At 44.6% G+C, this 26838-nt stretch carries 23 protein-coding genes, 2 tRNA genes and 1 pseudogene; 12 read left to right on the top strand and 14 right to left on the bottom strand.

The genetic code is table 11. The features are described 5' to 3' along the window. The first annotated feature begins 168 nt into the window (after positions 1-168). Positions 169-1191, top strand: a complete 1023-nt coding sequence (locus MKY22_RS02940; protein WP_029340800.1) for a PTS transporter subunit IIC — start codon at positions 169-171, stop codon at positions 1189-1191. A 67-nt stretch (positions 1192-1258) separates the two neighbouring features. Here the strand turns inward: MKY22_RS02940 and MKY22_RS02935 are convergent, their stop codons facing one another. Both MKY22_RS02935 and MKY22_RS02930 read right to left on the bottom strand, forming a co-directional pair. Continuing rightward, entirely contained in the window at positions 1259-2197 is a 939-nt protein-coding gene (locus MKY22_RS02935) for an IS30 family transposase (protein ID WP_341086530.1), read from the bottom strand. 150 nt (positions 2198-2347) lie between these two features. After that, positions 2348-2420, bottom strand: a tRNA-Val gene (locus tag MKY22_RS02930). A 185-nt stretch (positions 2421-2605) separates the two neighbouring features. Between MKY22_RS02930 and MKY22_RS02925 the strand changes: the two genes are divergently transcribed. Next, positions 2606-5746 (top strand): efflux RND transporter permease subunit, encoded by a 3141-nt coding sequence (locus tag MKY22_RS02925; protein ID WP_341086529.1) that lies wholly within the window; start codon positions 2606-2608, stop codon positions 5744-5746. 61 nt (positions 5747-5807) lie between these two features. Here MKY22_RS02925 and MKY22_RS02920 read toward each other — a convergent pair whose 3' ends face one another. Together MKY22_RS02920 and MKY22_RS02915 are read right to left on the bottom strand one after the other, a co-directional pair. After that, positions 5808-6254, bottom strand: coding sequence for a hypothetical protein (locus tag MKY22_RS02920; protein WP_341086527.1), 447 nt, complete (start codon positions 6252-6254; stop codon positions 5808-5810). A 95-nt stretch (positions 6255-6349) separates the two neighbouring features. After that, positions 6350-7177: a M15 family metallopeptidase gene (locus MKY22_RS02915; protein ID WP_341086525.1), complete on the bottom strand. Its 828-nt coding sequence runs from the start codon at positions 7175-7177 to the stop codon at positions 6350-6352. Positions 7178-7394: 217 nt separating this feature from the next. Between MKY22_RS02915 and MKY22_RS02910 the strand changes: the two genes are divergently transcribed. After that, the gene (locus tag MKY22_RS02910) at positions 7395-7940 is read left to right on the top strand and encodes a methyltransferase family protein (RefSeq protein WP_290780312.1); all 546 of its coding nucleotides are present in this window, start codon (positions 7395-7397) and stop codon (positions 7938-7940) included. A 16-nt stretch (positions 7941-7956) separates the two neighbouring features. Beyond that, a complete protein-coding gene (locus MKY22_RS02905) occupies positions 7957-9444 on the top strand; it encodes a phytoene desaturase family protein (RefSeq protein ID WP_341086521.1) in 1488 nt (495 codons plus the stop codon). Positions 9445-9502: 58 nt separating this feature from the next. Here the strand turns inward: MKY22_RS02905 and MKY22_RS02900 are convergent, their stop codons facing one another. Genes MKY22_RS02900 through MKY22_RS02890 form a run of 3 tightly spaced genes read right to left on the bottom strand, consistent with a single transcriptional unit; the run spans position 9503 to position 12093 of the window. Next, complete coding sequence (locus MKY22_RS02900) at positions 9503-10075, bottom strand: histidine phosphatase family protein (RefSeq protein WP_341086518.1); 573 nt, start codon at positions 10073-10075, stop codon at positions 9503-9505. Between the two features lie 16 nt (positions 10076-10091). Further along, positions 10092-10742 carry a response regulator transcription factor gene (locus tag MKY22_RS02895; RefSeq protein WP_290754109.1) on the bottom strand — a complete coding sequence of 217 codons (651 nt, stop codon included), beginning with the start codon at positions 10740-10742 and terminating at the stop codon, positions 10092-10094. Between the two features lies 1 nt (position 10743). Next, a complete protein-coding gene (locus tag MKY22_RS02890) occupies positions 10744-12093 on the bottom strand; it encodes a HAMP domain-containing sensor histidine kinase (protein WP_290780301.1) in 1350 nt (449 codons plus the stop codon). Positions 12094-12239: 146 nt separating this feature from the next. Between MKY22_RS02890 and MKY22_RS02885 the strand changes: the two genes are divergently transcribed. Beyond that, a complete protein-coding gene (locus MKY22_RS02885) occupies positions 12240-12794 on the top strand; it encodes a YdhK family protein (protein ID WP_290780298.1) in 555 nt (184 codons plus the stop codon). A 47-nt stretch (positions 12795-12841) separates the two neighbouring features. On the opposite strand, the gene MKY22_RS02880 is transcribed toward MKY22_RS02885, so the two are convergent. Both MKY22_RS02880 and MKY22_RS02875 read right to left on the bottom strand, forming a co-directional pair. Then, a tRNA-Val gene (locus MKY22_RS02880) sits at positions 12842-12914 on the bottom strand. Positions 12915-13051: 137 nt separating this feature from the next. Continuing rightward, the gene (locus MKY22_RS02875) at positions 13052-13678 is read right to left on the bottom strand and encodes a nitroreductase family protein (RefSeq protein WP_290780295.1); all 627 of its coding nucleotides are present in this window, start codon (positions 13676-13678) and stop codon (positions 13052-13054) included. A 185-nt stretch (positions 13679-13863) separates the two neighbouring features. On the opposite strand from MKY22_RS02875, the gene yhfH reads away from it, so the two are divergent. The 4 genes from yhfH to MKY22_RS02855 all read left to right on the top strand — a co-directional run bounded on the left by yhfH (position 13864) and on the right by MKY22_RS02855 (position 16708). Continuing rightward, on the top strand, positions 13864-14010 hold the full coding sequence (yhfH, locus tag MKY22_RS02870) for a protein YhfH (RefSeq protein ID WP_064505459.1): 147 nt from the start codon (positions 13864-13866) through the stop codon (positions 14008-14010). Between the two features lie 192 nt (positions 14011-14202). Continuing rightward, on the top strand, positions 14203-15048 hold the full coding sequence (locus MKY22_RS02865; protein ID WP_341086509.1) for a polysaccharide deacetylase family protein: 846 nt from the start codon (positions 14203-14205) through the stop codon (positions 15046-15048). Positions 15049-15063: 15 nt separating this feature from the next. Then, on the top strand, positions 15064-15705 hold the full coding sequence (locus tag MKY22_RS02860) for a YkyA family protein (RefSeq protein ID WP_341086508.1): 642 nt from the start codon (positions 15064-15066) through the stop codon (positions 15703-15705). A gap of 100 nt (positions 15706-15805) precedes the next feature. Next, positions 15806-16708: an EamA family transporter gene (locus MKY22_RS02855; protein ID WP_341086507.1), complete on the top strand. Its 903-nt coding sequence runs from the start codon at positions 15806-15808 to the stop codon at positions 16706-16708. Positions 16709-16729: 21 nt separating this feature from the next. Here MKY22_RS02855 and nagE read toward each other — a convergent pair whose 3' ends face one another. The 3 genes from nagE to MKY22_RS02840 form a co-directional block, all read right to left on the bottom strand. Continuing rightward, entirely contained in the window at positions 16730-18238 is a 1509-nt protein-coding gene (nagE, locus tag MKY22_RS02850) for an N-acetylglucosamine-specific PTS transporter subunit IIBC (RefSeq protein ID WP_341086505.1), read from the bottom strand. A gap of 212 nt (positions 18239-18450) precedes the next feature. Next, on the bottom strand, positions 18451-18648 hold the full coding sequence (locus MKY22_RS02845; protein WP_149426819.1) for a CsbD family protein: 198 nt from the start codon (positions 18646-18648) through the stop codon (positions 18451-18453). Between the two features lie 154 nt (positions 18649-18802). Next, the gene (locus tag MKY22_RS02840; RefSeq protein WP_341086503.1) at positions 18803-20005 is read right to left on the bottom strand and encodes an ornithine--oxo-acid transaminase; all 1203 of its coding nucleotides are present in this window, start codon (positions 20003-20005) and stop codon (positions 18803-18805) included. 186 nt (positions 20006-20191) lie between these two features. On the opposite strand from MKY22_RS02840, the gene MKY22_RS02835 reads away from it, so the two are divergent. Next, complete coding sequence (locus tag MKY22_RS02835; protein ID WP_341086501.1) at positions 20192-22219, top strand: EAL domain-containing protein; 2028 nt, start codon at positions 20192-20194, stop codon at positions 22217-22219. Between the two features lie 58 nt (positions 22220-22277). Here MKY22_RS02835 and MKY22_RS02830 read toward each other — a convergent pair whose 3' ends face one another. After that, complete coding sequence (locus MKY22_RS02830; protein ID WP_290780435.1) at positions 22278-23675, bottom strand: basic amino acid/polyamine antiporter; 1398 nt, start codon at positions 23673-23675, stop codon at positions 22278-22280. 110 nt (positions 23676-23785) lie between these two features. On the opposite strand from MKY22_RS02830, the gene MKY22_RS02825 reads away from it, so the two are divergent. Then, on the top strand, positions 23786-24469 hold the full coding sequence (locus MKY22_RS02825; protein ID WP_149426816.1) for an MgtC/SapB family protein: 684 nt from the start codon (positions 23786-23788) through the stop codon (positions 24467-24469). 109 nt (positions 24470-24578) lie between these two features. Further along, positions 24579-26214 (top strand): annotated as a pseudogene (locus MKY22_RS02820) (peptide ABC transporter substrate-binding protein). Positions 26215-26330: 116 nt separating this feature from the next. Here MKY22_RS02820 and MKY22_RS02815 read toward each other — a convergent pair. Next, on the bottom strand, positions 26331-26588 hold the full coding sequence (locus tag MKY22_RS02815) for a hypothetical protein (RefSeq protein WP_023467133.1): 258 nt from the start codon (positions 26586-26588) through the stop codon (positions 26331-26333). Positions 26589-26838 lie beyond the last annotated feature (250 nt).

Here is a 26838-nt window from a genome sequence, read left to right as displayed (position 1 = left end):
GATTATTCTATGCATGAGGGACTGAAAACTTTTCCGATGATGAAACGGAAATGATTTTTGGGCCCTTCTTTCGATGCATCGAATGAGGCGCCCGCACAGAATGAGTGGCGCCTATCCCAAAAACGGATAGGCTTTTTTCATGGCAAAAAATAGAGATAGATAGAGAGGATGACAACGTTGAAAGAATATGCGATGGATCGAATGGTAAAAGTATCAGCTGGAATGGCAAATGCCGTTCTTGTAACACTTGGTGTCGGACTCCTGATTGAGACGCTCGGAAATCTTCTACATATCCAAATGCTACTGACGATTGGTGGTGTCGCAAAAGTACTACTCGCCCCTGCACTTGGTGCCGGTATTGCCTTTCAGCTCGGAGGAAACACACTTGTCCTGTTCAGCGCGATGATCGCAGCAACGATCGGTGGTGCCGCTCTTCAATCAACTGCTTCTGGACTCGTTCTTGTACCCGGTCAGCCGATCAGTGCGTTACTCGCAGCTGCCGTCGCTGTATACGTCGGAAAACGCATGACTGGAAAAACGAAATTTGACATGATGGTCATCCCGATGAGCGCTGTCCTTGCTGGCGGCGTGACTGGAATCGGTGCTGCTGCCGTCACGACACCACTCCTTACAAAATTCAGTGCCATGATCACAGCATCCGTTGAATCATCTCCAATCGCAACTTCTCTTGTCATTGCACTCATCTTTAGTGTCTTATTGATGTCTCCTGCTTCGTCCGCTGCACTCGCTATCGCTTTGCAACTTGATCCTGTAGCAAGTGCCGCTGCACTGATTGGCTGTTCCGCTCAATTCGTCGGCTTCACGTTGATGGCATACCGTCAGACGGATCCAGGTGGTTTGATTGCTTCATTCTTTGTAACACCTAAAGTACAATTCCCGAACATCGTTAAAAATCCACGTCTTGTCGTTGCACCGTTTCTCGCAGCGATGATTTCAGCTCCTGTCGCGACGCTTCTTCTCTCTTTGAAAGTACCGTACGAACTCGCAGGACTTGGATTAAATTCGATGATTGCCCCACTCAATATTTTCGTCAACCAAGGTCCTCAGGCGTTCCTCGTCTTCTTCTTGACTGGTGTCGTTCTACCTGGCGTCTTGACGCTCGTCTTCTATCGATTGACGACCGTCGCAGGGTGGACGAAGCGTGGCGATCTTCACCTCGAAATTCAATAAAACAATTTACCTCCCTTCCAACTATTCCTGATTGATTTCGGGAATAGTTTTTTAACGCGACGGTTTGTCAAATTAAGCGCAACACTTCTTCGGAAAAGACCTCGTATGCAGTTTTCCAATCCAAACACTTCCTTGGTCGATTGTTGATTCTAGAAAGTGCGTAATCTAATTCTGTCTTGTTGATCATTCCGAAGTTGGTTCCCTTTGGGAAGAACTCACGGAGAAGACCATTTGCATTCTCATTGCTGCCACGTTGCCATGAAGAATAGGGATCCGCAAAGTACATTGGGATACCAAGAGAGTCCTGTATCCGTTCGTGACAGCTGAACTCCTTACCGCGATCCGTCGTCATGGTTTGAAACGTTCCCGATGGGAAAGAAGAGTAAAGTGTTTGGATGGCATGTTCCATCGAGTGAGAAGAACGGTCGACCATCGGTAGTACGATATAGAACCGACTTTTACGTTCGATGAATGTCGCAACACACGCCTTTGTCTGCCCTCGTCCTGATACGACAGTATCCAACTCCCAATGCCCGAACGTTTCTCGACCCCGGACGTCCGACGGACGTTTACTGATCGGAAGCCCGATGTTGAAGCGACCTCTTGTCTCACGTGGCTTTTGGCGCTTTCCTTTTTGTCGTAAAACGCCTAAATCGCTCTTGATGAATCCTTTATATATCCATCGATAGATTGTACTGTACGATGGTCCCTGTTCGTGAAAGAGCCGTCCGGCGATCTGTTCGGGAGACCATGTCTCTCGCAGTTTCGAAAGGATACATGAGCCAAGCGAAGTGCTGAACAGCGTGCGTGCTCCACAATTCTTTTTTTGCATCTCATAACGCAGTCCGGCGTTGATCGCATTGTAGGAAGGATTCCGTTTGAGCTCACGTGAAATCGTGGACGGCTGTCGTCCGAGATGCTGAGCGATCTTTCGCATTGAAAATCCAAGCTCTAGATAAGTTTCTATTTTGACTCTTTCTGATGTGGTAAGATGAACATAGCTCATAACGAATCCTCCGTTGAATTTGGTGTGGTAACTCTATTCTACACGAGGTCGTTATGGGTTTTTTTTGTGTTTTCAGCTAGGTGTTGCACTTAATATTACAATTCGTCACGCAAAAAAAAATCGCTCCTTCGAAAAGGAACGATTTCGGTATGATTCTGACTGGGCTCGAACCAGCGACCTCTACCCTGTCAAGGTAGCGCTCTCCCAGCTGAGCTACAGAATCATGCTGTGTTGTTACTGGGTATGTTTTTATTATAGCAGCATATCGAAAAGTGTAAAGCCTTTTTAACAAAAAAATTTATCTTTTTTCAAAAAGATCTTTTCAAATAAAAACAGTTTTAAAGTTGCGGGTTCTATGAGTGTCCTCTACTATGTAAATAAGCACATATAAAAGAAAGGAGCGTTCATATGAACTTTTTAACCCGATTTAGTTTGAAGAACTCGGTTGCTGTCTTCATCATTGCAATCCTATTGATTTTAGGAGGCGTGTATTCCTTCTCACAATTAAAAGTTGATCAGTTCCCGGAAATCGAGTTTCCTCAGATTTCAATCGAAGCGGTTTACCCTGGTGCATCACCTGACGATGTCGATAAACAAGTCGTCTCAAAGCTTGAAACTTCCCTTAAAGGAATTGAAGGGGCTACCAAGCTAACAAGTTCTTCTTATGAAAGTATCGGTATCTTAAACATCGAATTCCCGTTCGATACCGATATGGATAAGGTCGAACAACAAATCGATGCTGCCATCCAAGATGCGAATATACCGGAGGAAGCAACGACGAAATTAAATCGTCTGTCCTTTGGATCGTTCCCGATCTATAATATCTCCTTCTTTAGCAAAGATGGCAAAGACATCGAAAAAATTCTAAAGGAAGATATCGAACCTGAACTTAATAAGATTCCAGGCATCAACAGCGTGTCGGTTGGTGGCTATAAGGATGATCTCGTTCAAATCACTGTCGATAAGGAGAAAGCGACGGAAGCGGGTCTCTCGCTCTCAAGCATCAAGGAACAAATCAATGGAAAGTATGTCTCGTTCCCATCTGGTCAGCTATCAGAAAACGATTCGAAAATTCCGATTCGCGTTGAGGAAAAACTAGAAAATCTAGATAAACTAAAAGATCTACAATTGACACCTGCTGCAGGTGCGGCTAGTTCATCAAATAACGGTCAAACAGGTGGTTCATCTGCTGGCGGTCCACCACAAGGTGCAACGCAAGGACCACCAAGTACAACAGGTGGAACAGCTGCAGATCAGGCGCCTGAACCTGCAGAACCGATTCGCCTAGAGGATATCGCAAAAATCGAAGCAGTCTCGCAACAAAGTGAAAAAACGCGTTACGATTTAAAAGATTCCTTATCGATGGCAATCACGAAAAAACAAGATGCCAATACAGTCGAAATCGCAGATGAAGTCACAAAGATCCTCAATAAATATGACGATCAAGTCGACTATACGATTGGGATCGATTCAGCGAAGGATATCGAGGAGTCCGTTGCGACACTCGTCAAAGAAGGATTACTTGGTGCACTCTTCGCATCACTCGCTGTACTCTTGTTCTTACGGAACCTCCGCGCGACGATCATCGCCATCGTCTCAATTCCATTATCATTACTCATCGCTGCTATCTTCTTGAACTGGCAAGATATCTCCCTGAACATCATGACACTTGGTGGGATGGCTGTTGCAGTCGGTCGTGTCGTCGATGATAGTATCGTTGTCATCGAAAACATCTTCCGGCGCGTCCGAAAATCCGAATCCGGTATGACGGATGAGATCATCGAACAATCGACAAAAGAGATTCTAAAAGCAATCACGTCATCGACGCTGACGACCGTGGTCGTCTTCCTGCCGATTGGATTTGTCGGTGGTATTACTGGTAAGTTCTTCTTACCGTTCGCTTTGACGATTATTTTCTCATTACTTGCTTCACTACTTGTGGCAATCACGATCGTACCGATTCTCGCGAAGTTTGCATTCAAAAAGGTACCAGCGGAAGAAAAAGAAGGAGTTCTTCAACGGTGGTACGGCAAGCTGATTGAAAAATCACTCTCGCACAAGGCGATCATCTTGGTCGTATCGTTCGTCCTTCTCGGTGGTTCCCTGGCGATCGTACCGCGTCTCGGCTTTACGTTCATTCCGAACGAAGCATCGAAGACCTTGACGGCATCGCTTGAACTTCCTGCTGCTACATCACTTGAAAAAACAAGTGACGTCTCATTTGAGATGGAAAAAATGTTCGACAAAGAACAAGCCATTGCTGACGTGACGACTTCTGTCGGAGCGCGTGACTTTACGACAGGCTTACGTCTCGATAATAAAGCAAGTTACTTCTTGAATCTAAAAGACGGCGTAAACGTCGAGAAAACGATCAAATCACTTGAGACACAGATGGAAGACATCGCTCAAGACGAAAACGTCGATGTCAAAATCAGTGTGGCTGAACTATCGACAGGTGGTCCTCCATCGAATAACAACGTCGATGTCGACTTGTTCTCGAACGACCTCGAAGCCCTTCAAGAAGCGGCAAAACTCGTCGAGGATAACATGTCGCAAAATAATGATTTGAAATATATCACGAACAACTTCAGCGAAAAACAAAAGCAGTATCTCGTAGAAATCGATCCTGAGAAAGCAAGTGATCGCGGACTATCTGGTTTCCAGATTCTCGGTACCGTTAACGATCAAACGAAGCCAGTCACGGTCGGAACGCTCAATCTCGACAATAAGGATCAAGACGTACAATTATCTTATGAAGAAGGACTCGTCTCGAAAGAAGATCTCGAAGACGTCCAACTCTTCTCAGCAAACGGTCCTGTCGCTTTGAAAGATGTCGCGAACGTCAATGAAGTCGAGACCTTCACATCGATTCAGAAACTCGACGGAAAAGTATATGCTCGCGTATCTGGACAAGTCAAAGGAGACGACGTTCAAAACGTATCAAATGCCGTAAAAGCTGACGTCGAAAAAATCGATTTACCAGACGGTGTCTCACTGACAAGTGGTGGCGGAAATGACGATACGGTTGAAATCTTCCAATCACTCGGAATTGCGATCGTCGTTGCAATCGGACTTGTTTACCTGACAATGTTGATTACGTTCGGAAAAGCTCGGATTCCATTCATCATCTTGTCCTCTCTGATCTTTGTTCCGATCGGTTCACTCGTCACGCTCTTCCTTGCGAATGAACCATTGTCTGTCAGTGTCATGATCGGCTTCTTGATGTTGATCGGAATCGTCACCACGAACGCAATCGTTCTCGTAGACCGCATCGGTCAAAACGTCGGACGTGGTATGCCGATTCGCGAATCATTGATTGAAGCTGGTAAAACGCGATTACGCCCAATCCTGATGACCGCATTTGCAACAATCATGGCATTGGTACCACTCGCATTAACCACTTCTTCAGGAACATTGATCTCAAAAGGTCTTGCCTTGACGGTCATCGGTGGATTAACGACCTCTACGTTGTTAACACTTATCATCGTTCCTGTCGTCTATGAATTGTTCTTCTTCAAAAAAGCAAAAAAAGAACGTACGACTAAGTAAATGCACATGAAAAGGAGCCTATCGCGATCCAAGTGATAGGCTCCTTTCATTCTATAAGACCTTACGACTCTAACTGTTCATCCGTTCGTTCCAACGTACCATCATGTTGCGCCACTAATCCGTCGAGGACGGATGGTTCAAACTCTTCACCGATCGCAATGATTCCTGTTTGTCCAGGCGGAATGACACCGAGTGTTCGTTTGAATGTTTCTTGAATTTCTTGATTTTCCTTCATGTCTTTCGATCCACCAATCAGCATACCCGTCATCGAACCAAGTAAGATGCCGAATGAGCCTCCTAGAATACCTACCGCCATTCCAATTAACGACCCTTTGACGGCGCGATTCGATCCACTTAGGTCTACAGCATCTTCAAACGAAAAAGCACCATTCTCATTTCGCTTGATAACGGCAATCTGTTCGAAATCGACTTGACCTCGCGCATGATATTTCTTCAATTCACTGAACACTTGATAGGATGTCGCTTCTTCTTTGAACGTAAACGTCATAATGTGATGTTTCGCATCTTTTTTTGCTATTCGTTCCACCTCTTTCACCTGAGACGAATAACCGACTAAGCCAACATCCTCTATTTACCATGTTTTTAAGGAGTCGAAACCTTTACTGGTTTCCATGGTGCGAGGTGGAAATACTCCTCCATTGTTAATCCACTGACTTTTAGACGAGCGGCAAGCGTTGCTCCGACATACCGATAGTGCCAGCTCTCATACGTATACCCCGTCCAAGATTCTTTACCAGATGGATAGCGGAGATGGAAACCGTAGCGGTGAGCATTCGCAAACAACCATTTTGCCTCTTTTGTTTTGGAAAAGCTAAACGTGGCGTATTTTGTTGAATCAGCGCCTCCGATATCAAACGCAAGACCTGTTTGGTGTTCACTTTTCCCAGGTTCTGCACTATACGTACTCGCCTTCTCATATCCATCACGCGCAACATATTTATCAAATAACGTTTTTTGATAGGCATAGGAGCGATATGTACTAAACGCAACGAGCGTAATTCCCTCTTTTTTAGCCGCTATACGCATTTTCTCAAACGCTGCTCTTGCTTGTTGATTCTCACCAGGAGCGTACGTCGCGCGGAGCGCTAAGTTCTTATTCGCGATGAGGGTCTTACCGATCCGTTTCCCACCGATTTGTTCATCCGTCAGTAGATACTTCGTACTCGCATAACCAATCTTCGTACCATATTGTACTTTTGACCATGTACCGACTTTCGACAGTTCCGTCACATAGATCCCCGTCGGAATAACCGCAAGACTCGGTTGATCAATCGATGCTCCTTTACGCAAATGAAGAGATGTCTTTGCTTGCCGATAAGTAGAAGTCGATGCTTCGACTGTTGGTATATACACTGATGTACAGGCCGCTGTTAATGTCAACGTCGTGATGAGTGTCGTGATGTATTTCATGAATCGTATATCTCCTTTAATACATGTTCTAATCTGCATCCATATTTTAGATTAGAATACCATTCTTTTTTTCAAACAGGGTTCTTTCGGAATGCTTGTCATGAAAATGAAGTAATTCTGAAGTTTTCTAAATGTAGCTTAAGGACGAATTACAATGGGTAAATAACGATGTATGCGTTTTCGAAACATGATTCTGATGTAGAAAGGAGTAGCGTACGTGTCACTTTGGGAATGGATTTTCAGTATTGGTAGCATCTGCTGGATTGGTGAGATGGTTCGTTTTCGGAATCGCTCCGAGTCTAAGTCAGGGGCAGCAGAACAAGTGAGTTTTTATTTGATTTTCCTTGTCCTAAGCGGAACGATCGTCTGCGCTTTCCTCTTTGCGAATGAAACCGTTTCTTCTATCATGCGCATCTTTTCATGCATTTTATTATGGTGTGGTGTTTCCTTACGTCTATGGGGAATTCTCCACTTAAAGCAACAGTTCACTCGTCATGTCGTCGTGGCGTCGGGTGATCAGCTCGTCAGTAGCGGTCCCTATCGCTTTTTACGTCACCCGTTATATAGTGGATTGTTGTTGATTACGATGAGCTTCCCCCTGTTCACCGGTCAGTTCGGACTTTTCATTCTCTCTGGACTTCTGATGTTCATTTTCTTGCTCTACCGGATTCGAATCGAGGAAGCGATGTTAACGAAAGGTTTTGGACCTGCCTATACAGTATGGGCTGCAAAACGCAAACGATTGATTCCATTCATCTACTAAAGGAGAAGTGATTCATTTGAAGAAACGCGCAATTGTCATTGGAGCAGGTCTAGCTGGTATGTCTGCCGCCATTCGTTTAGCTGGAGATGGTTATGCAGTCACAATGCTTGAAAAGAATGCAAACGTCGGAGGGAAACTGAATCAACGTAGTGGAAAGGGATTTACTTTCGATACCGGTCCTTCCATCTTAACGATGCCTTGGGTACTCGAACAACTCTTCTCAAGCGTTCATCGTAACTTGGATGATTACTTAGAAATTGAGCGCATTGAACCACAATGGCGTACATTCTTTGAGGATGGAACAAAAATCGATGTCAAAGGTGACTTACCTGGAATGCTTGAAGAAGTCGAACACGTCTCGTCACGGGCTGATTTCGTTGAATTGTTCCGGTATTCCAAACAAATGTACGACTTGTGCCTCGACAGTTTTTATAAATACAGTCTCGAAGATTTAAAGGACTTAAAAAAATACCATACGATGTCTGATTTATTAAAGATGGACCCGATGAATACGGTCGCGACCGGAACAAAGAAACATCTCAATGATCCGTATCTCGAACAGCTGTTCAACTATATGGTCATGTATGTTGGTTCCAACCCGTATCAGGCACCTGCTGTCTTCAATCAGATGATTTACGTTCAAATGGGACTCGGCATCTATTATGTCAAAGGTGGTATGTACCAAATCGCGCGTGCCATGAAACGGTTGCTTGATGAGCTCCGTGTCACGGTTCATCTCAACTCACCCGTTGAACAAATCGTCCTTGAAAATAAAAAAGCGGTGGGCGTCTTATCAAACGGAACGTTTCATGCAGCCGACATCGTCGTTTCAAACCTTGAGGTCATCCCGACTTACGAACGGATCGTACCGGAGAAAAAAGCCCGGAAACAGGCAAAAAAATTACAAGCGTCGTTTGCCCCTTCCGTTTCAGGTCTTGTCCTACTGCTCGGTGTAAATCGTGAGTATCGCAGGCTAGCGCATCATAATTTCTTTTTCTCGGAAAATCCAGAGCGTGAATTCGCCCAAATGTTCAAAGAAGGTACCCCTCCTGAGGATCCGACGATTTACGTCGGAGTCTCGTCAAAATCCGACGCCTCCCAAGCTCCTGAAGGGAAGGATAACTTATTCGTCTTGACACACGTTCCACCGCTAACACTTCAAAAAGGTGAGGTCAACTGGGATGCGTACCGTGAAGTCGTTCTCGATAAACTGGAGCGGATGGGACTTCATGGACTTCGAGAATCGATCGAGTTTGAATATCGCTTTACCCCAGAAGATTTGAAGGAATTATACGGTCCAAACGGTGGATCGATTTATGGTGTCGCAGCCGATCGGAAGAAAAATGGTGGATTCAAGATTCCATCGAAGAGTGACTTGTACGAAGGACTTTATTTCGTCGGTGGTTCGACACACCCAGGCGGCGGTGTACCGATGGTCACATTGTCCGGTCAACTGACGGCTGACTTGATCCGAAAACATGAAGGTGCTGTTCCTACACCTTAAGATTTCTCCAATTACAAAAGAGACGGAAACTGATTCACGCATCAGTTCCGTCTCTTTTTTAATTTGTATTCGTCAAAAGTGGTACGACGTGAATGTCCGCCTTTTCTCCTGATTTCACATCCATTCGACATACGGCTGGCATCGATAAGGACTTCCAAAATGCGTAATCGAATGTCGGATCAAATGTTTCTAAGAGTAGCACCATGATATTTCCATGTGTTCCAAGAACGACTGTTTCGTCAGGATGCTTCTCCACTAGTTCGTCGATGAATGGTCGAATTCGAATGCGTTGCGACGCTTCGTTGTTCGTTTCGCCTCCATACGGATTTTCATTCGGATGTTGCCATACATATGTGACCGCTCCTTGAAAATCGTCAAGCTCTCCCGGTGCCAACAATCGCTCTCGTAGTTCCTCTACCTCAATGATTGGTTGTTGACGTGCCTCCGCGAGCGGTGCAATCGTCTCGATTTCCCGTCGATACGGGCTGCTGTAGAATCTGTCGATTGGAATTTCTTGAAAGGTTTCAAGTAAACGTATCGCATCTGCCTGTCCTGTATCGGAAAGTGGACGTGCTCTCTCATCTGTTGAGTATGTCGAATGTGCGTGCCGTACGAAATAGAGTGTCGTCATGTTTTGAATTTCCCCTTTATTGGTGTGTCCAGCGGTATCCGATTCCGCGAACTGTTTCCAGATGCTGTTCAATCGGAAAACCGCAAACACGTAGTTTTTCTCTTAAATGTCTGATATGCGAGTCGATCGTCCGCTCGTCTACAGCCGCTTCCGCTCCCCATAACATCGTCGTTAGTTGATCGCGCGTCCAAACACGTCGTGGAGAATCTAAAAATACACCTAACAACTCAAACTCCGTCTTCGTTAACGAAATCTTTTGTTGGAGGTAACTACAACGATAGCTTTCCCGGTCATAGGATAGACCATCGTACTGTTGCTGTAATAAAACTTCCATTCGTCCGATCAGTTCCCCTTCTTGAATCGGTTTTGATATGTAATCATTCGCTCCTACTTCTCGTGTCCGAATGATGTCTTCCCGTTGATTCCGCGCCGTAACCATTAAGATCGGGATGTTAGAGTGTTCTCGAATGAGACGACAACATGTCCAGCCATCCATATCCGGCATCATGACATCTAGTAAAATCAGGTCGAATACGCGCTGACGGCAGAGATCAAGAGCTTGTTGCGCAGAATCCACAAGCTGACACGTGTACCCATACGGCTGAATATACAGTTTGAGCAGTTCAAGCATTCTTGGTTCATCATCTACGATCAATACATGCGGCATTTTATTTCTCCTTCCACTGCAGTGTCACTTGTGTTCCATGTCCAAGTTGACTCTTGATGTTCAATTCTGCTCCATGTGTCTGAGCAATTGCTTCAACGATGGAGAGTCCGATTCCAGTTCCTCCATGTTTTCGAGAACGAGATGCTTCCGTTCGGTAGAGCCGTTTCGTTACATGAGGTAAAGATTCTGCAGCGATCCCTTCTCCTGTATCTTCGATTTGAATGAAAACTCCTACTGCGTTGACACCATAACGAACGGTGATTTTTCCCGACGTCGTATGTCGCCGTGCATTTTCAATGATATTCACGATCATCTGACGGAGCTGCTGAGCGTCACCCATCACTTCTATTCGCTCACCTTCTATCTCGAACGAAACATTTTCTTGTTCGATGTCCAGGCGCATCAATCGTATCACTTGATGAATCAAGTCTTCGACATCGACAGGTTTTCGTTCCATCATAAAAGCATTGGCATCAATGCGTGCTAACCAAAATAATTGCTCAATCCATTCATTCATTTGCTGACTTTCTTCTCGAATGATCGTAATGTAGCGTTGTTGCTCATCCGGCGTCAACGTTTGACGTTCGAGAATGTCCGCGTATCCCTTTATATATGTCAATGGTGTTCGTAGTTCATGAGATACGCTTGCTAAAAATTCGGATCGTTCCCGATTCAAAAAATCGAGATCTTGTTTTAATTGCTGAATCGAACGCGCCAATTGTCCCAGTTCGTCTTGTCGATCAATCGGCAACGCTCCATCTTCCCCATCTAATAGACGTGCCGTCGCTTTTTCCATTTGAACCAGCGGACGAGAGATGAGCCGGGTCGTCCAAATGCTTGCCGCACCTGCTAATAAAAGTGCGAGCAGACCCACTTGGAAAAACTGCTGTTTCAACGGATCAAGTACGTGATCCACGATTGCTTTAGAAGCGAACATGAAGACATGACCCCGATGTTTCCCGTCGATGGTAATGGGACTGTCCGTCATTAAAAAGTCACGCATCGTCACGATTTTTCCTTGTTGACGGTAATCGAAATCCGTATGCTCTAGCACACTTTTCATCTCATTCGACAAAGGTCGTGACGCTTCGAGTCGTTTTCCATCTGCATCAGTGATCACCACAGTAAACGATGAATCTGCTTCCATCATGCTGACATGGCGCATCGTCGTTTGGTCATAGGAATCGACAAGGACATCACGATGGGTATTTCCTCGGTTCAGTAAACCGTCCACTACTTCCTGCGTTCGTGTTTGAGACAACTGATAATACAACGTCCCAAACAACACACTGCCACAAATTAAAAATGCCGCAAGCACGATTCCTCCGACCGAGTATGAAATACGACGCATGACATTTCCTCCCTTTCTCTTCACTATTAGTATAGCGAAAAAAACACGATCGACGCTGACAAACGAAACTGTCACCTCATCTGCACACGATTTGCACATACGCTGGGTATAATAAAAAAGACTAGTGAATTCAGGAGGGTTTTATTATGAAAAAATCATTGACGTTAACCGCACTGGCTCTTAGTTCTACGCTTTGGCTCGGTGCATGCGGATCCGCTTCAAATGACGAAGGAAGCAATAGCGACTCACACGACATGTCTCATGGAGATATGATGCATTCGAGTGATGGAAAGATACCGTCTGGTCTAAAGGAAGCCAGTGATCCGACTTATCCGAAAGGAAGCAACGTCACGTTGACGACGAATCATATGGATGGAATGAACGGAGCTAAAGCAACGATTGCGGGAGCTTATGATACCGTCGTCTATGCGATTAGTTACAAACCGACCAATGGTGGAAAAATGGTGAAAAATCATAAATGGGTCATTCAGGAAGAACTCGATCCCGTTCCAACTAAGCCACTACAAGTTGGTGATGAAACGACTGTCAAAGCGGATCATATGAAGGGTATGGATGGAGCTAAAGCGACGATTGACGAAGTAAAAGAAACGACTGTTTATATGGTGAACTATGAACCAACGGACAGTGGAGAGATGGTGAAAAATCATAAATGGGTCACAGAGGATGAGATAAAGAAATAATAAAAAAAAGCCCGCTTTTCCTTTAAAGGAGAAGCGGGCTTTCGGTATGATTCTGACTGGGCTCGAACCAGCGACCTCTACCCTGTCAAGGTAGCGCTCTCCCAGCTGAGCTACAGAATCATGTTTGCAGTACGTTATGTACTTGCTAGGACATGTATTAATATATCAAGAAACTAAAAGGTTGACAAGTCTTTTTCCGAAAAAAATAAAAAAATTTAAATGGGGAAATCAACCCCGCTTCCCCCATTTTGAATGACTTACAGGAAGGTTGATACTCGATCAATCGGTAAACGTAGTGCCGGACGTTTTTTCGCATCTTCAACCGCTTTTCCGACAGCAATTAACATGACCGGTACATACCGTGACTCGGTGATGAACGTTTCTGCAAAACGTTGATGATCAAATCCCCCCATTGCGAGTGTTGATAATCCACGCGCTTCTGCCGCAAGCATCAATTGCATCGCAGCAAGGCTCGCATTCGACATAGCCGCGTCGCGACCATACGCCTCACTTTGATAAGCGCCTTCTACCTGTGCCTTGATCGAATCAAACAGATCCTCTGTCATGCCACCTGCTTCTACTGCTGGACCGTACACCGAATTGTAGTTTCGATTAGCTTGAACATCACCTAAGATCGCAATGACTGCTGAAGCCGAAGTGATAGCCGGCTGATTGTATGCGATCGGTGCAAGCTGCTGCTTCGCTTCTTCCGAATGAAAGACCGTGAAATGCCAGTGTTGCAAATTCCAAGCACTCGGCGCGGCTGTCGTCCATTCTAATAGTTCTTCTACTTCCTGTTTTGAAAGCTTGAACGTTTCGTCGTAATGACGAACGGAACGTCTTTCTGTTAAGACACGGATTGTATCAAGTGTTGCCTGTGTCATGTGTAAATCCCCCTTATCATTATCAGATTACTTAGATATCGTAGCATGTCTCTTTTTCATTGTCCTCTATCAGTACTTCAAATGAATTAACTGTTATAAAACAATAGTTGACATTAAACTTCTGTACTAATACAATAAAATCAAGAAAAAAGATCATTGCGTTTACTTTGAAGGAGGAAAAACACATGGAACAACCCCTTTATCAAGAAGCATCTGCTGCATTCTATCGTGAGCTTCCCGTCAAGACGTGTGCCCATTGCGGAAAAGAGATGGATGAACAATGTGAATCCTATCAAACGGAATGCGATGAGTGTGCTGTAACAGAACACTAATAACACATGAAACAATCACTTACTTAGTGGTTGTTTTTTTATTTCTTTTAAACTCTTTCTAAATAAATCGATATTTTTTAGAAAAATCGATTTTCCGTCATCTTTTTGTCATCTGTTTGTTACAAAAGAAACAGTCAGAATGTTACATTATCTGTATATGATATTTTTTGACAAAAGGAGCGACAGACAACGATGGATCCATTTACCTCAAGCCACGCTAGCGAACTCGGTCCACGACCGCGTACAAAAAAAAGAATGTTTTTCCCTCGATTTTTCTTACTTCTCACACTTGTTTTTCTCGGAGTTGGGGGATATGTCGCTTATCGATACGTATTTACTCCTGAACAGCAATCCATTACGACAGGTAAATCCATTACTGAAGTACCTGTCGTCAATATGGAAAAAGCACGCGTGGAAAAATGGAATGGTGTGACGAAAAAAGTCGCTTATTTAACATTCGAGGATGGTCCATCCGCATTAACACCGGACTTACTTCGAACATTGGATCAACTTCAGACTCGTGCCACTTTCTTTTATCTCGGCTCACAAGTAGATGCTTTTCCGCAAGAAGTCAAAGCTACTGCTAAAGCTGGACACTATATCGGATTACACGGGGAAACACACGATTACGATACATTATACGAAAAAGGAAAGTATGTCTCAGAGATGCAAAGTGTTCAGAAGAAAATCCATGAGTTGACGAAGCTAACACCACATTTGACACGACCACCTTATGGCTCTGATCCCGGCATCACGAAAAAAATGGCATCTGCCATTCATTCAGCAGACTTCCGTGTGTGGGACTGGTCAATCGATTCAATGGACTGGTATTACAAAGATAGTGCAAAAGAAGTAGCGAATACGGTTATTCGGCGAGCAGAGCGTCCGTTTGAAATCATACTCTTACATGAACAACCACAAGCCATCAAGGCACTTCCAGCCATTGTTGCCGGACTTCAGAAAAAAGGCTATCAATTCGCGATTTATGATGAAGATTTCCATATTCCGTACAACTTCGCGCAACACTCGAATTTATAAGGAGTTACTATCCAGATGAAAAAAACATTCGTAGCAATACTGTTCCTGTCGAGCTTCGGACTCGCTGCCTGTTCCAACGATTCACCAACCTCTCTTCATGAACAGCTAGAGCAACAAGTCAAAGATGAAGAGAAAGCATTCACGCTAGCTGATCAACGTGCTCGTAAGGACGAAATTTCAGTTAATACGTACCAAGCCGTTCTTGATGCAGGTGCTGAAGAAATCAAACGCTCTCAAAATGAACGAGAGGAATTAGAAGCCTTAAATGACGAACGGCTTGCTTTATTGAAACAAGAAGAAACGTTACGTAAAGAAACATACGCTGCACTTGATCTTGAAGAATTGCAGGATGCTGTCAACCAACTTGATGGTAAAGCAAAAACAGAAGGAACTGCCTTAGTAGCAATCATCAAGGAACGCCAGCAGACGTTTCAAACGTTCTCGAAAACGTATCGACAAGCGATGGACGCCGAAAAGAAAGTGCTTTCACGCTTGACGAAAAAACCGGATTTCGTTAAGATTGATGAGTCAACAGCGGATTTAAATCGTTTAACACGGAAAGCTACCGCGTCATTAAAGAAGTGGAATGCACTGACCGTTCAGTATAATCAAACGAAAACCCGGCTGTATCGTTTGCTCGACACATCAACTCAATAAATCACACAGGTTGCAACCAAACCCTGTCCAAAAAACCTGGACAAGGCCCCGTTGCAACCTTTTTTGTGTGGTTTTTACTAAAAATGGAGGGAAATTATTCATGCATCGCTCAAAAGCCACTTTATTCGTTCTCATCGGCGCTATCAGTTATGGTGTCCTCTCAACGATCGTCAAACTCGCTTATGCCGCCGGATTCAACTCAGCAGCCGTTTCAGGTAGTCAATTTTTCTTCGGCTGGCTCATGATTTTCGGACTTGCCTTATTTACGAAAAACCTTCGTCTCGATCTCAAAACAGCTGGTCTTCTCATGCTGATTGGTATTTCAAGCGGTACAACCGGTTATCTCTATTACCAAAGTCTTCAGACCGTATCGGCATCCGTTGCGATCATTCTCTTATTCCAATTCACTTGGATTGGTGTCATCATTGATGCTCTCGCATTCAGACGCTTACCTACTCGCGCGCATTTCCTGTCCGCGATTCTACTGATTGGCGGAGCCATTCTTGCGAGTGCGGCTTACTCGAGCCCACTCGACCTGCGTGGAACATTATTCGGTCTTGGAGCTGCTGTTAGTTTCTCGATTTTCCTACTCGCTAGTGGACGCGTTGCCAATCATCTACCTGTCATCAAGAAAAGCTTCTATATGATGACAGGTGGTCTTGCTTTTGTCATGATCATGTATCCACCGACAACGTTCTTGTCGTCTGCGAACTTCGAAAATGGACTTCTGTTATACGCGATTCCGCTCGGTCTATTCGCGTTGATTTTGCCACCACTCTTATTTGCTGCGGGTGCGCCTCATCTTTCTCCAGCAAGTGTCTCTCTGCTTGGAGCGGCTGAACTACCGACAGCTGTCATCTGTTCCGTTTTAATTTTGGATGAACATCTGATGAGTTCTCAATGGATTGGGATCGTCATTATCTTGATCGGAATCTTTTATCCAATCTATCGCTCAAGCAAAACAGCGCCTGTTGCGAACGTACAGCAAAACGACCTTTCCTGAGCTCAGGAAAGGTCGTTTTCTTTACTTCTGTCGTTTCATCGCATCCGCAACGAACTCGACGTCCGTGCCGATGATGATTTGCACGCTAGTCGCCCCCATCTTCATGACACCTTTTGCTCCAGCCGCTTTAATCGCTGCTTCGTCAATGATGTTTGGATCTTTGACTTGAAGACGTAAACGTGTCGCACAATTGTCAATCGACGTGACATTTTCTGTTCCTTTCAATCCAGCAAAAATTTGAGCTGCTTGTTGCTCATATTTATCGTCTGAATCTGTCAAAACGACTCCCGTGTCTGTGACGAGCGATTCATCTTCGCGACCTGGTGTCTTCAGATCAAATTTTGTGATCATGAAGTAGAACAGGAAGTAGTAGACGACCGCGAACGCGAGACCAACCGGGATGAGAAGTAATGGTTTTGTGGCAATCCCGAAGTTCAAGGCATAATCAATAAAACCAGCCGAGAAGGAGAAGCCATGTAAAATACCGAGTAAGTTAACGATGGCCATCGATAGACCTGTTAAAACCGCATGAATGACATATAAAACAGGTGATAAGAACATAAACGAGAACTCGATTGGTTCCGTGATACCTGTCAAGAAGGACGTCAATCCAAGACCAATCATCGCTCCAGCAACTGCTTTTCGATTTTCCTTACGCGCAGCCATGACGATCGCAAAAGCTGCAGCCGGTAAGGCGAACATCATGATTGGGAAGAAGCCTGCTTGATAAATCCCAGCTGTCGGATCTCCAGCGAAGAAGCGCGCGATGTCACCGTTCGCGACCGTACCATCTGCTTTTTCATATGAACCGAAGACGAACCAGAAAATATTATTTAAGACGTGGTGTAAGCCGACAGGAATCAAGAGGCGGTTAAAGAATCCAAACAGAGCAGCGCCTCCTGCACCGAGACCAACCATCCATTCACCAGCACCATTGATGCCTTGCTCGATGAACGGCCAGACATAACCAAAGACGAAAGCAAGTACGAGCATGACCGCTGATGTAATGATTGGAACGAAACGACGGCCACCGAAGAATGCCAACCAATCCGGTAACTTAATGTTATAGAACCGATTGTATAGAAGTCCTGCGACGATACCCGCGATGATTCCACCGAATACCGCCATATTAACGGTCGAACCGAGTGTCGCCTGATTCGCGATCGAACCAAGTGTCGCTCCGTCGACCTTAGTCGAGGAATCATTGACGATCGCCGCGATCGCATCATACTTCGCCTGAATCTGTGCGCTGGAATAATCCTTGTTCATCGAGTCGACGCCATTTTTTAAGACAAGATACCCGATGGCCCCAGCAAGACCCGCTGCTCCACTCGCATCGATCGATAGACCAATCGCGACACCAATGGCAAAAATCAATGGCAGGTTATCAAAAATAGCCCCTCCTGCTGCTACCATCAACGGAATATCAAGCATATCCGCCGAACCTAACCGGAGCACGATTCCCGCAGCCGGTAGTACTGCGATTGGTAACATCAAGGCTTTACCAATTCGTTGTAGAAACTGCAACATACCTTTCACCCTTTCCTGAATAAAACGATAATGACAGAACAATGTAAACGCTTTTACGTTGTTTATTATTCCACATAAACAACTAAATGACTAGACCTTTATACAAATTATTTCTCATCTTTTTAGTTGATATAAAATTTCATTATAGCAGACACTAAAAACCGGACTAGAGCGATTACTCAGTCCGGTTTTTCTATTTAATTTCAACGGTCTTAGCGGCGATTTGTATCTTCGAAATTTTGTTGGACGTTACCGACTGTTTTCTTCGCCTCGCCTTTTACTTGATCTTTTTTACCTTCACGTTCTGTTGATTTATCGCCTGTTGCTTTCCCGAGCGCTTCTTTCGCTTTACCTGCTACTTTATCGACGAGACCATCTGCTTTTTTATTGAGACCACTGTTGTTTGACATAATCATTACCCCCATTTAAAAGTTTTTTTTGCGATAGTTGTCTGTTCCCTTGTCACTGATTTTCAAACTTTTCTTTAATCAAAATCGACACTTTCCTAAACAAAAACAACAGTGAACATCTTGTCCGCTGTTGTTTAATCTAAAGCTATTCTTTTTATTGGGCGACGGAAACGCCTAATACTTGTTCAATCCGTTCGAACGCCCAATCCAACTCTTCTTTTGTAATGACGAGCGGTGGTGCAAATCGAATGACTGTCTCATGTGTTTCTTTACAGAGCAAGCCTTTTTCTTTCAACGCTTCACAATATGGTCGCGCTGCTTCTGTCAACTCAACACCAATGAATAATCCACGACCACGTACTTCTTTGATCATCGGGTTGTTGATTTGTTTTAGTTTCTCCATGAAGTACGTACCGAGTTCGAGTGAACGTTCCGGTAACTTTTCGTCTTCTAATACTTCAAGTGAAGCAATCGAGACGGCACACGCAAGTGGATTACCACCAAATGTCGAGCCGTGTGAACCTGGATTAAAGACAGAAAGGACATCTTTATTCGCGGCAACACACGAGATTGGGAATACACCACCACCCAGTGCTTTACCAAGAATGTACATGTCTGGTGTTACCTCGTCCCAATCAGAAGCAAACCATTTACCGGAACGACCGAGTCCAGACTGAATCTCATCCGATACGAGCAACACATTCTGCGCACGACAAACTTCTTGTGCGTCTTTTAAGAAACCATCATAAGGAATTAAGATGCCCGCTTCGCCTTGAATCGGTTCCAAGATGAATGCCGCTGTATTTTCAGTGATCGCCTGTTTTAATGCCTCAAGATCGCCATATGGAATCGTCTTGATTCCAGGAAGAAGCGGTCCAAATCCCCGTTGGTATTCTGCTTCCGTCGACATCGAGACGGCTGTCATCGTCCGACCATGGAAGTTTCCTTCACAAACGATGATTTCAGCATCACCTGGAATTTGTTTGACTTCATATGCCCAGCGTCGTGCTGCTTTTACTGCTGTCTCGACAGCTTCCGCACCTGTATTCATTGGTAACACCATATCTTTATCCGTCAATTGTGCTACTTTTTCATAGAAAAAGCCAAGTTGATCATTGTGGAAAGCACGTGACGTCAATGTAATCTTGTCTGCCTGACGTTTTAAGGCGTCGATGATCTTTGGATGACGATGTCCTTGATTAACGGCTGAATAGGCACTCAGCATATCCATATAGCGACGTCCTTCAGGATCCGTAACGAAGACACCCTCAGCCTCTGAGATGACGATTGGGAGTGGATGGTAGTTATGTGCTCCGAACTGTTCTGTCTGTTGAATGATTTTCTCTGTTTGATTCATCGAAATTCCCCCTCATAACTCTTTAGAAAACGTTTTCAATGTTATTATAGCAGATTCTTTCACAGAATCTTCATCTAAAAAGTATCCGAGCGAAAGGATTCTAATGCGTAAGAATTGAATATATTGGGAAAAGACAAGAGAAGTGAACCGTCATCTCTTTTCAATATAAAGGAGCGTGCGCACGTAATGGACCGTTCGACCATTGATTCCTGTGAAGTCGTCATTCAAGAATTCCCTTTACCCGCTTTCATATTGAATACTGACTTGACCATCCGCTCTTGGAATGAGCTAGCCGCACAGCAATGGGGCTGGACACAACAAGAAGTCGTGGGTCAGACTGTTCCACTTCTTGAACGGGAAGACATGGCATTCAGCCAGCAGATTTGGCATGCCTTCTTGGAGCGCCGTCAATCCGTCCAATTACCGAATGCCTCCTTGTTGCATAAGACGGGCACTTCTGTAACGTCAACTCTCCTTTTGTCTCCTTTACTTGATGATACAGGAACTGTCATTGCCGCTTTTGCTTGCTGTATCCCTTCAGCTGAGCAACAAACGAATATGAAACCACTCTTCCAAGGATTGATGGATTTGCGTCATGCATTCGATCAGATTGCTTCTGTCGCCGTCTTCGACGCACGAGGAACGATCAAGTACGTGAATGATCAACTCATCGATGTGACAGGATATTGCTCTGAGATGCTTCTCAACCAGCCTTGGTCACTCATCCTAGATCCATCCAGTCCCGTCGTTTCGGGGATTCGTGATCAACTTCGTGAACGAAAAGCATGGTCTGGTCGCCTTAGCCTTACTTCGCAAACTGGCGAACGAAAACATCTCCAAGCGACGCTCATTCCGATCTATGATGCAAACGGTGTTCGTTTTCAGCACCTGTTCATCGGCAACGACATCACGGAAACAGCGGTGCTTGAAGAAGAACTCGATTTTTTAGTGCATCATCATGAGATGACGCACTTATTAAATAAACGAGGATTTTTACGCGAAGGCGAGGCATTATTCCGTTCTGCCGCGTCGCATGATCCGATCGCGCTAATCTTGTTCGATATCGACCGTTTTAAAGTAATCAATGATTCGTTTGGAACACACGTCGGTGATCAACTACTTCAAGCGATGGCAACACGCCTTTTGCAACACACGACAGGCATACTCGCTTTTCATCCGACGAGTGATCTATTCGGTGTCTTGTTACCTGCACCGCCGAGCAATCTGCTTTTCCAATATGCTCGAAAATTACAACAAGCACTGCAGCGCCCTTATTATATCAACGGTCATTCATTGATCGTTTCTTGTACGTTCGGGATCACGGTCTATCCGTCCGAAGCCAAAACATTGGAAGATTTATATCGCCGGTCGGAAACAGCTCTATACGCAGGAAAATCGATTGGTACTGGAACGATCCAGTATTTAACACACGAGATGGATACACAGTTCACACGGAAAATCCAACTCGAGCGCTCCCTTTTCACAGCACTCGAAGATCAATCCCTTTATCTTGCTTATCAACCAATCATTGAACTTCAGACACAAGCCGTCAAAGGCTTCGAAGCGTTATTACGCTGGAATCACACGGCACTCGGGAGCATTCCACCAGATGAATTCATTCCACTCGCTGAAGAAGCTTCACTGATCACACCAATCAACAACTGGGTCATCATCGAAGCATGTGAACAGCTCGCAAAATGGCAACAGACGATTGATCCTGAACTGACGATGGCAATCAATATCTCACCACATCAGTTCCAAAGCGACTCCTTCATTCGTACATTACAACACATCGTAACAGAACGACTGGTATCTCCATCTTCGATTACTTTGGAGATGACGGAAAACATCGCGATTCTCCAGACGCAACGGACGGTCGAACGCATGCACCTCATCAAGTCGCTCGGCTTCCGTTTATCGATCGATGATTTCGGTACCGGTTATTCTTCTTTGCAGTATCTCAGTGCTTTTCCAATCGACGAATTAAAAATCGATAAAGTATTCATTGATGGTCTGGCGACAAATGACCACGCCTTGCTCGATTCCATCATTCAACTCGGTCGCAATCTAGAGTTGAATCTTGTCGCTGAAGGTGTTGAGACAGAACACGCGCTAGATTATCTAAAAACGACATCGTGTCAACATATGCAAGGGTTCATTTTCTCTGAACCTCTATCTGTACAGGATGTCGAAAAAAGATTCTTAACACCTTAATCAAAAAAAGAAGTCACGGTGGATGAAAATCACCGTGACTTCTTTTGCATAGCGTTTCTTACAATTGAATCTCTCCTACGACCATTCCGTAAACAGCTACTCCTGCCAAGACAACAAGAACCATACTGGCAATCCACTCATAACGTGACATGCCCGTCCGTTGCTGTTCTCGCTCTGCTAAAGCGTACGCGAGAATACCTGGCGCATAGACTAATGCCGCGATGACGATGTACCAGATACCCGACGCATAGACGAGCCAAATCGAATACGCTGATGCGATGACAGAGAAAAGTAACATTTTCTGATTGCGCTCTTCTCGCGATGTCCGAATGCTATACAACGCTGATAACAAATACGGTAATAACGCACAAATCCCAGCGATACTCGACAGGACAAGATAGGTTTGTGCTGAGAAGAGCGCGATTCCAGCGACGACCTGTGTCGCGATTTGTGTAATCAACAGCGCACCGACTGGAGCACCTTTCCGGTTCGTTTTTGCGAATGCTTTCGGAAATGCGCCGTCTTTTGCAACGAGATACGAAATCTCCGATGCGAGAATCGTCCATCCGAGAAGTGCGCCGGATAGTGAGATAATCAAACCAATCATGATGATCGTCGCACCGACCGGTCCGATCGCTGCCTCTAATACATACGCCATCGTCGGTTCTTTTAATCCAGCTAGTTGTTCTTGACTGAGCACTCCGAGTGATAAAACGGAAATCAAGATATAGATGACTAACACGCCAACAAGTCCTGTTACTGTCGCCTTCCCGACATCACTTCGGTTTTTGGCACGGCTTGATAAGACGACAGCACCTTCGATACCGACGAAAGCCCATAGTGTGACGAGCATCGTTCCTTTTACTTGATCAAAAATCGAACCGAGTTCTGTTCCCTCTTCCCAGATATCCAAATTAAACGTTTTGATATTAAAAGCAATTCCTACTAGAAGAATGAAAATCAAGATTGGAACGAGCTTTGCGATCGTCGTAATCAAATTGACCAGCGTCGCTTCCTTGATTCCGCTCGAGACGAGCCAGAACAATCCCCAGATGACGACTATACTCATCAAAAGAAGGAATATTCGATTTTCCGCTGCGAAAATCGGGAAGAAATAACTAATCGCATTGAACACGAGCGTGATATTCGCAACTGTTCCGATCCACGCCGATACCCAGTATCCCCAAGCGCTGTTAAAACCGACGAAACGTCCGAACCCTTCACGCGCGTAGGCATAGATACCGCCTTCAAGCTCTGGTTTACTATTGGCGAGATGTTGGAATACTAGCGCGAGCATGATCATGCCAATCCCCGTGATACTCCACCCGATGAGGATAGGTCCTGCACTTGCACTTTGGGCCATTGCACCAGGAAGGTTAAAAGCTCCTCCACCGACCATGGAACCGATGACCATTGCAGCGAGCGCAAAGAATCCGATTTTTTGTTGATTCATGATGAGACACTTCCTTTTTCGTATATCTATTACATCTTACGTATATTCATTCGAAAGACACAAAAGTCATTATAACAAATCACCTTTTAAAGTAAAGAAAGGATTTGAGACAAATGAACTGGATTCATGTATTTCAGCTCGAAGACCTTCTAAAACTCCTGTTAGCCGCTACGCTTGGAATTTTCATCGGATTCGAGCGTGAAATCAAAAATAAACCGGTTGGTATACGCACTAGCCTCGTAATTACCCTGATCAGTTGCTTGTTAACCATTGTTTCCATCAAATCGGTCTTACTCTACCATGACATGGCGACGAATGTTCAGATGGATCCGATGCGTCTCGTCGCCCAAATCATTACCGGAATCGGTTTTATCGGCGCTGGTGTCATCTTACGTCGACCGCATGATATCGTCAGCGGATTAACGACTGCCGCTATTATTTGGAGTGCAAGCGGGATTGGAATCGCTGTCGGTGCAGGTTTCATCTGGGAGTCGATTTTTCTCGTTCTCTTTCTCTTCCTCTTACTGGAAGGTTTAACTCGGATGATGGGACGTATCAACAATAGTCGGTTCGAAGCAAATGTCCTCGTTGCGCATCTTTTACTTCCTTCCGGACTTGATCCGACGGACATCGTTCTTGCTCTTGAGCGTAAAGGTGTCCGTATTACGAATATGCGTTTACGTGGTAATCCCGTTCGATTGACGTTACGAATGTATTCCCCGCATAAGCTGACCTTATTCCTACTTTATGACTATTTGAAATCGCTTGGAATTGAGGATATAGACCTTGATCAGTGAGAATTATCTGAAAATTTATGTTGCATTTTTAATCACTTTCACTTAAATTAACAATATATTCACATTTTTCTGAAATATTTAACACTAACTCTCGGGGGGTCATCGTTCCATGAATAAACCATCGAAAATCGCTTTTGCTGGACTTTCCAGCATCGCGCTTCTTGCTGTCGCTGCATGCGGGCAAGGAAATGACGAAAACACAAGCGGATCAGATTCGAAAAACAAAAAAAAGGAAGTCACACTCGTTTCGACGACGGATGTACCTCAGCTAGATCCGACGAAAACGACGGACTCGACTTCCATCATCGTCACGAACAACGTCTTTGAAGGGCTGTATCGTCTTGATGGAGATAACAAACCAACACCTGGAATCGCGGAAAGCGTCGAAGTGTCGGAAGATAAAAAAAACATACACATTCAAACTGCGTAAAGATGCGAAGTGGTCAGATGGATCAGCCGTCACAGCAGATGATTTCATCTATGCTTGGAAACGCGCACTTGATCCGAAGACAGCAGCAGAATACGCGTACATTTTACAAGATTTAAAGAACGCCAACAAAATCATGTCTGGCGACGCTGAACTTGATGAGCTCGGTGTCAAGAAAGTCGACGAGCAGACACTTGAAGTCCAACTTGAAGCTCCAGCACCTTACTTCCTTGGTTTGACAAGTTTCCCAACTTACTTACCATTAAAACAATCATTCGTCGAAGATAAAGGCGATAAGTTCGCGACAAGTGTTGATACAATGGTCTTCAACGGACCTTTCGTCCTCGATAAGTGGCAAGCAAATGCTGGCTGGACATACAAGAAAAATCCAGATTACTGGGATAAAGCGAATGTCAAGATGGATAAAATCGATGTCAAGGTCGTCAAAGAAATCTCAACTGGCGTCAACCTGTTCGAAGCGAAAGAAGTCGACTTCGCACCGATTACGTCTGAGTTCGTTTCGCAGTATGAAAAATCAGATGATTACAAGACACGTCCAGATGCTCGGATCAACTTCCTTCGCTTTAACCAAAAGAATAAAGCTTTGAAAAATAAGAACATCCGAAAAGCGCTCGCGCTTGGTTTTGAGAAGCAAGGGATTACAGATGTCATCCTAAACGATGGATCAAAACCAGCAAACTTCATCGTCGCGAAAGACTTCACGTTTACACCAGATGGGGAAGACTTCCGCGCGAAATATCCAGATCTTCAAAGCTACGATGCTGACGCCGCGAAAAAAGCTTGGGATGCTGGCTTGAAGGAACTTGGTGTGAAAACAGTTGAACTCAGCATGCTCTCACGAGATGAAGATGCCTTTAAGAAGGTTTCTGAGTACTTAAAAGGAGATCTTGAGAAGCACCTGCCTGGTTTGACGATCAAAATCAAACAACAACCATTCAAAAACTTCCTCGAACTCGAATCGAAGGGAGATTACGATATCTCTGCGGCTGGTTGGGGACCTGACTACCAGGATCCAATGACGTTCCTCGATATGTGGTTAACGGATGGAAGCTTCAATCGGATGGAATACTCGAACAAAAAGTTCGATGATCTCATTAAGGGAGCAAAACAACAAGCAGATGAAGCGAAACGTTGGTCGGACATGCAAGAAGCTGAAAAAATGCTGTTGACAGAAGACTACGCCATCGCACCAATCTACCAAAAAGGGGAAGCTTACTTACAACGGACAAACATTGATAAATTGTACCGTCACCCATTCGGTGCCGATATGAGCTTTAAATGGATGGAAGTAAAATAACCCTTTAAAACATTGATGAACAAGTAGCGGACCTCGTTCCCTACTTGTTTTTTTATTTCCAGACGACATTCTCAAAAAACAACAAAGACCCCTTCTGACGGAGCCATCGGGGGTCTTTACTGTGCAATTTGTTTGTAAAAAGCAATCTCTTCATCCTGTCCTTCCTCAACTGCTCGGAAGAATTCAGCGAAGTATGCATAAAGAACGGTGCGTTCCTCATATGTCGGTCGAGCTTGACGAATGACGGAGAATGCAAGATTTCGCAACTGACGTTTCGTTCGTCGATGTGTCGGTAGGGCATGAAATTGACGCGTGAATGAACGGTAGACATCCGCAATCAAGGCTTCATGTCCTTCGAAATAGGTCTTATCCATAATGATGATCTCCTTTCTAACCTTGTTGTCCTACTGTTTTCTACGATCCTTTTAGATAAAAGTTTCATAGAAAGTGAGATTTCTCACAAACGATATAGAACTTACTATAACAAGCTTTCCAAAATGATTCAACATCCAAACTATTAAGTTTCATTAAGGAATTTTAGCCGTTTTGTAAAGTGGCTTTTTTTGATTTTATCGTAACTCGATTGATAGAAAAACGGTCTGAGTCCGGGAATGAGACTCAGAC

It is taken from the genome of Exiguobacterium sp. FSL W8-0210 (genome assembly GCF_038006045.1).
Taxonomy (GTDB): domain Bacteria; phylum Bacillota; class Bacilli; order Exiguobacteriales; family Exiguobacteriaceae; genus Exiguobacterium_A.
Note: the sequence above shows the minus strand (reverse complement) of the source record. Positions and strands in the feature narration are given on the sequence as shown.

What these genes read in the sequence shown, in the direction of transcription:
- MKY22_RS02940 (WP_029340800.1), top strand. Translation starts at nt 169, where the DNA reads ATGACAACGTTGAAAGAATATGCGATGGATCGAATGGTAAAAGTATCA.
- MKY22_RS02935 (WP_341086530.1), bottom strand. Translation starts at nt 2,197, where the DNA reads ATGAGCTATGTTCATCTTACCACATCAGAAAGAGTCAAAATAGAAACT.
- MKY22_RS02925 (WP_341086529.1), top strand. Translation starts at nt 2,606, where the DNA reads ATGAACTTTTTAACCCGATTTAGTTTGAAGAACTCGGTTGCTGTCTTC.
- MKY22_RS02920 (WP_341086527.1), bottom strand. Translation starts at nt 6,254, where the DNA reads ATGACGTTTACGTTCAAAGAAGAAGCGACATCCTATCAAGTGTTCAGT.
- MKY22_RS02915 (WP_341086525.1), bottom strand. Translation starts at nt 7,177, where the DNA reads ATGAAATACATCACGACACTCATCACGACGTTGACATTAACAGCGGCC.
- MKY22_RS02900 (WP_341086518.1), bottom strand. Translation starts at nt 10,075, where the DNA reads ATGACGACACTCTATTTCGTACGGCACGCACATTCGACATACTCAACA.
- MKY22_RS02895 (WP_290754109.1), bottom strand. Translation starts at nt 10,742, where the DNA reads ATGCCGCATGTATTGATCGTAGATGATGAACCAAGAATGCTTGAACTG.
- MKY22_RS02890 (WP_290780301.1), bottom strand. Translation starts at nt 12,093, where the DNA reads ATGCGTCGTATTTCATACTCGGTCGGAGGAATCGTGCTTGCGGCATTT.
- MKY22_RS02885 (WP_290780298.1), top strand. Translation starts at nt 12,240, where the DNA reads ATGAAAAAATCATTGACGTTAACCGCACTGGCTCTTAGTTCTACGCTT.
- MKY22_RS02875 (WP_290780295.1), bottom strand. Translation starts at nt 13,678, where the DNA reads ATGACACAGGCAACACTTGATACAATCCGTGTCTTAACAGAAAGACGT.
- yhfH (WP_064505459.1), top strand. Translation starts at nt 13,864, where the DNA reads ATGGAACAACCCCTTTATCAAGAAGCATCTGCTGCATTCTATCGTGAG.
- MKY22_RS02865 (WP_341086509.1), top strand. Translation starts at nt 14,203, where the DNA reads ATGGATCCATTTACCTCAAGCCACGCTAGCGAACTCGGTCCACGACCG.
- MKY22_RS02860 (WP_341086508.1), top strand. Translation starts at nt 15,064, where the DNA reads ATGAAAAAAACATTCGTAGCAATACTGTTCCTGTCGAGCTTCGGACTC.
- MKY22_RS02855 (WP_341086507.1), top strand. Translation starts at nt 15,806, where the DNA reads ATGCATCGCTCAAAAGCCACTTTATTCGTTCTCATCGGCGCTATCAGT.
- nagE (WP_341086505.1), bottom strand. Translation starts at nt 18,238, where the DNA reads ATGTTGCAGTTTCTACAACGAATTGGTAAAGCCTTGATGTTACCAATC.
- MKY22_RS02845 (WP_149426819.1), bottom strand. Translation starts at nt 18,648, where the DNA reads ATGTCAAACAACAGTGGTCTCAATAAAAAAGCAGATGGTCTCGTCGAT.
- MKY22_RS02840 (WP_341086503.1), bottom strand. Translation starts at nt 20,005, where the DNA reads ATGAATCAAACAGAGAAAATCATTCAACAGACAGAACAGTTCGGAGCA.
- MKY22_RS02835 (WP_341086501.1), top strand. Translation starts at nt 20,192, where the DNA reads ATGGACCGTTCGACCATTGATTCCTGTGAAGTCGTCATTCAAGAATTC.
- MKY22_RS02825 (WP_149426816.1), top strand. Translation starts at nt 23,786, where the DNA reads ATGAACTGGATTCATGTATTTCAGCTCGAAGACCTTCTAAAACTCCTG.
- MKY22_RS02815 (WP_023467133.1), bottom strand. Translation starts at nt 26,588, where the DNA reads ATGGATAAGACCTATTTCGAAGGACATGAAGCCTTGATTGCGGATGTC.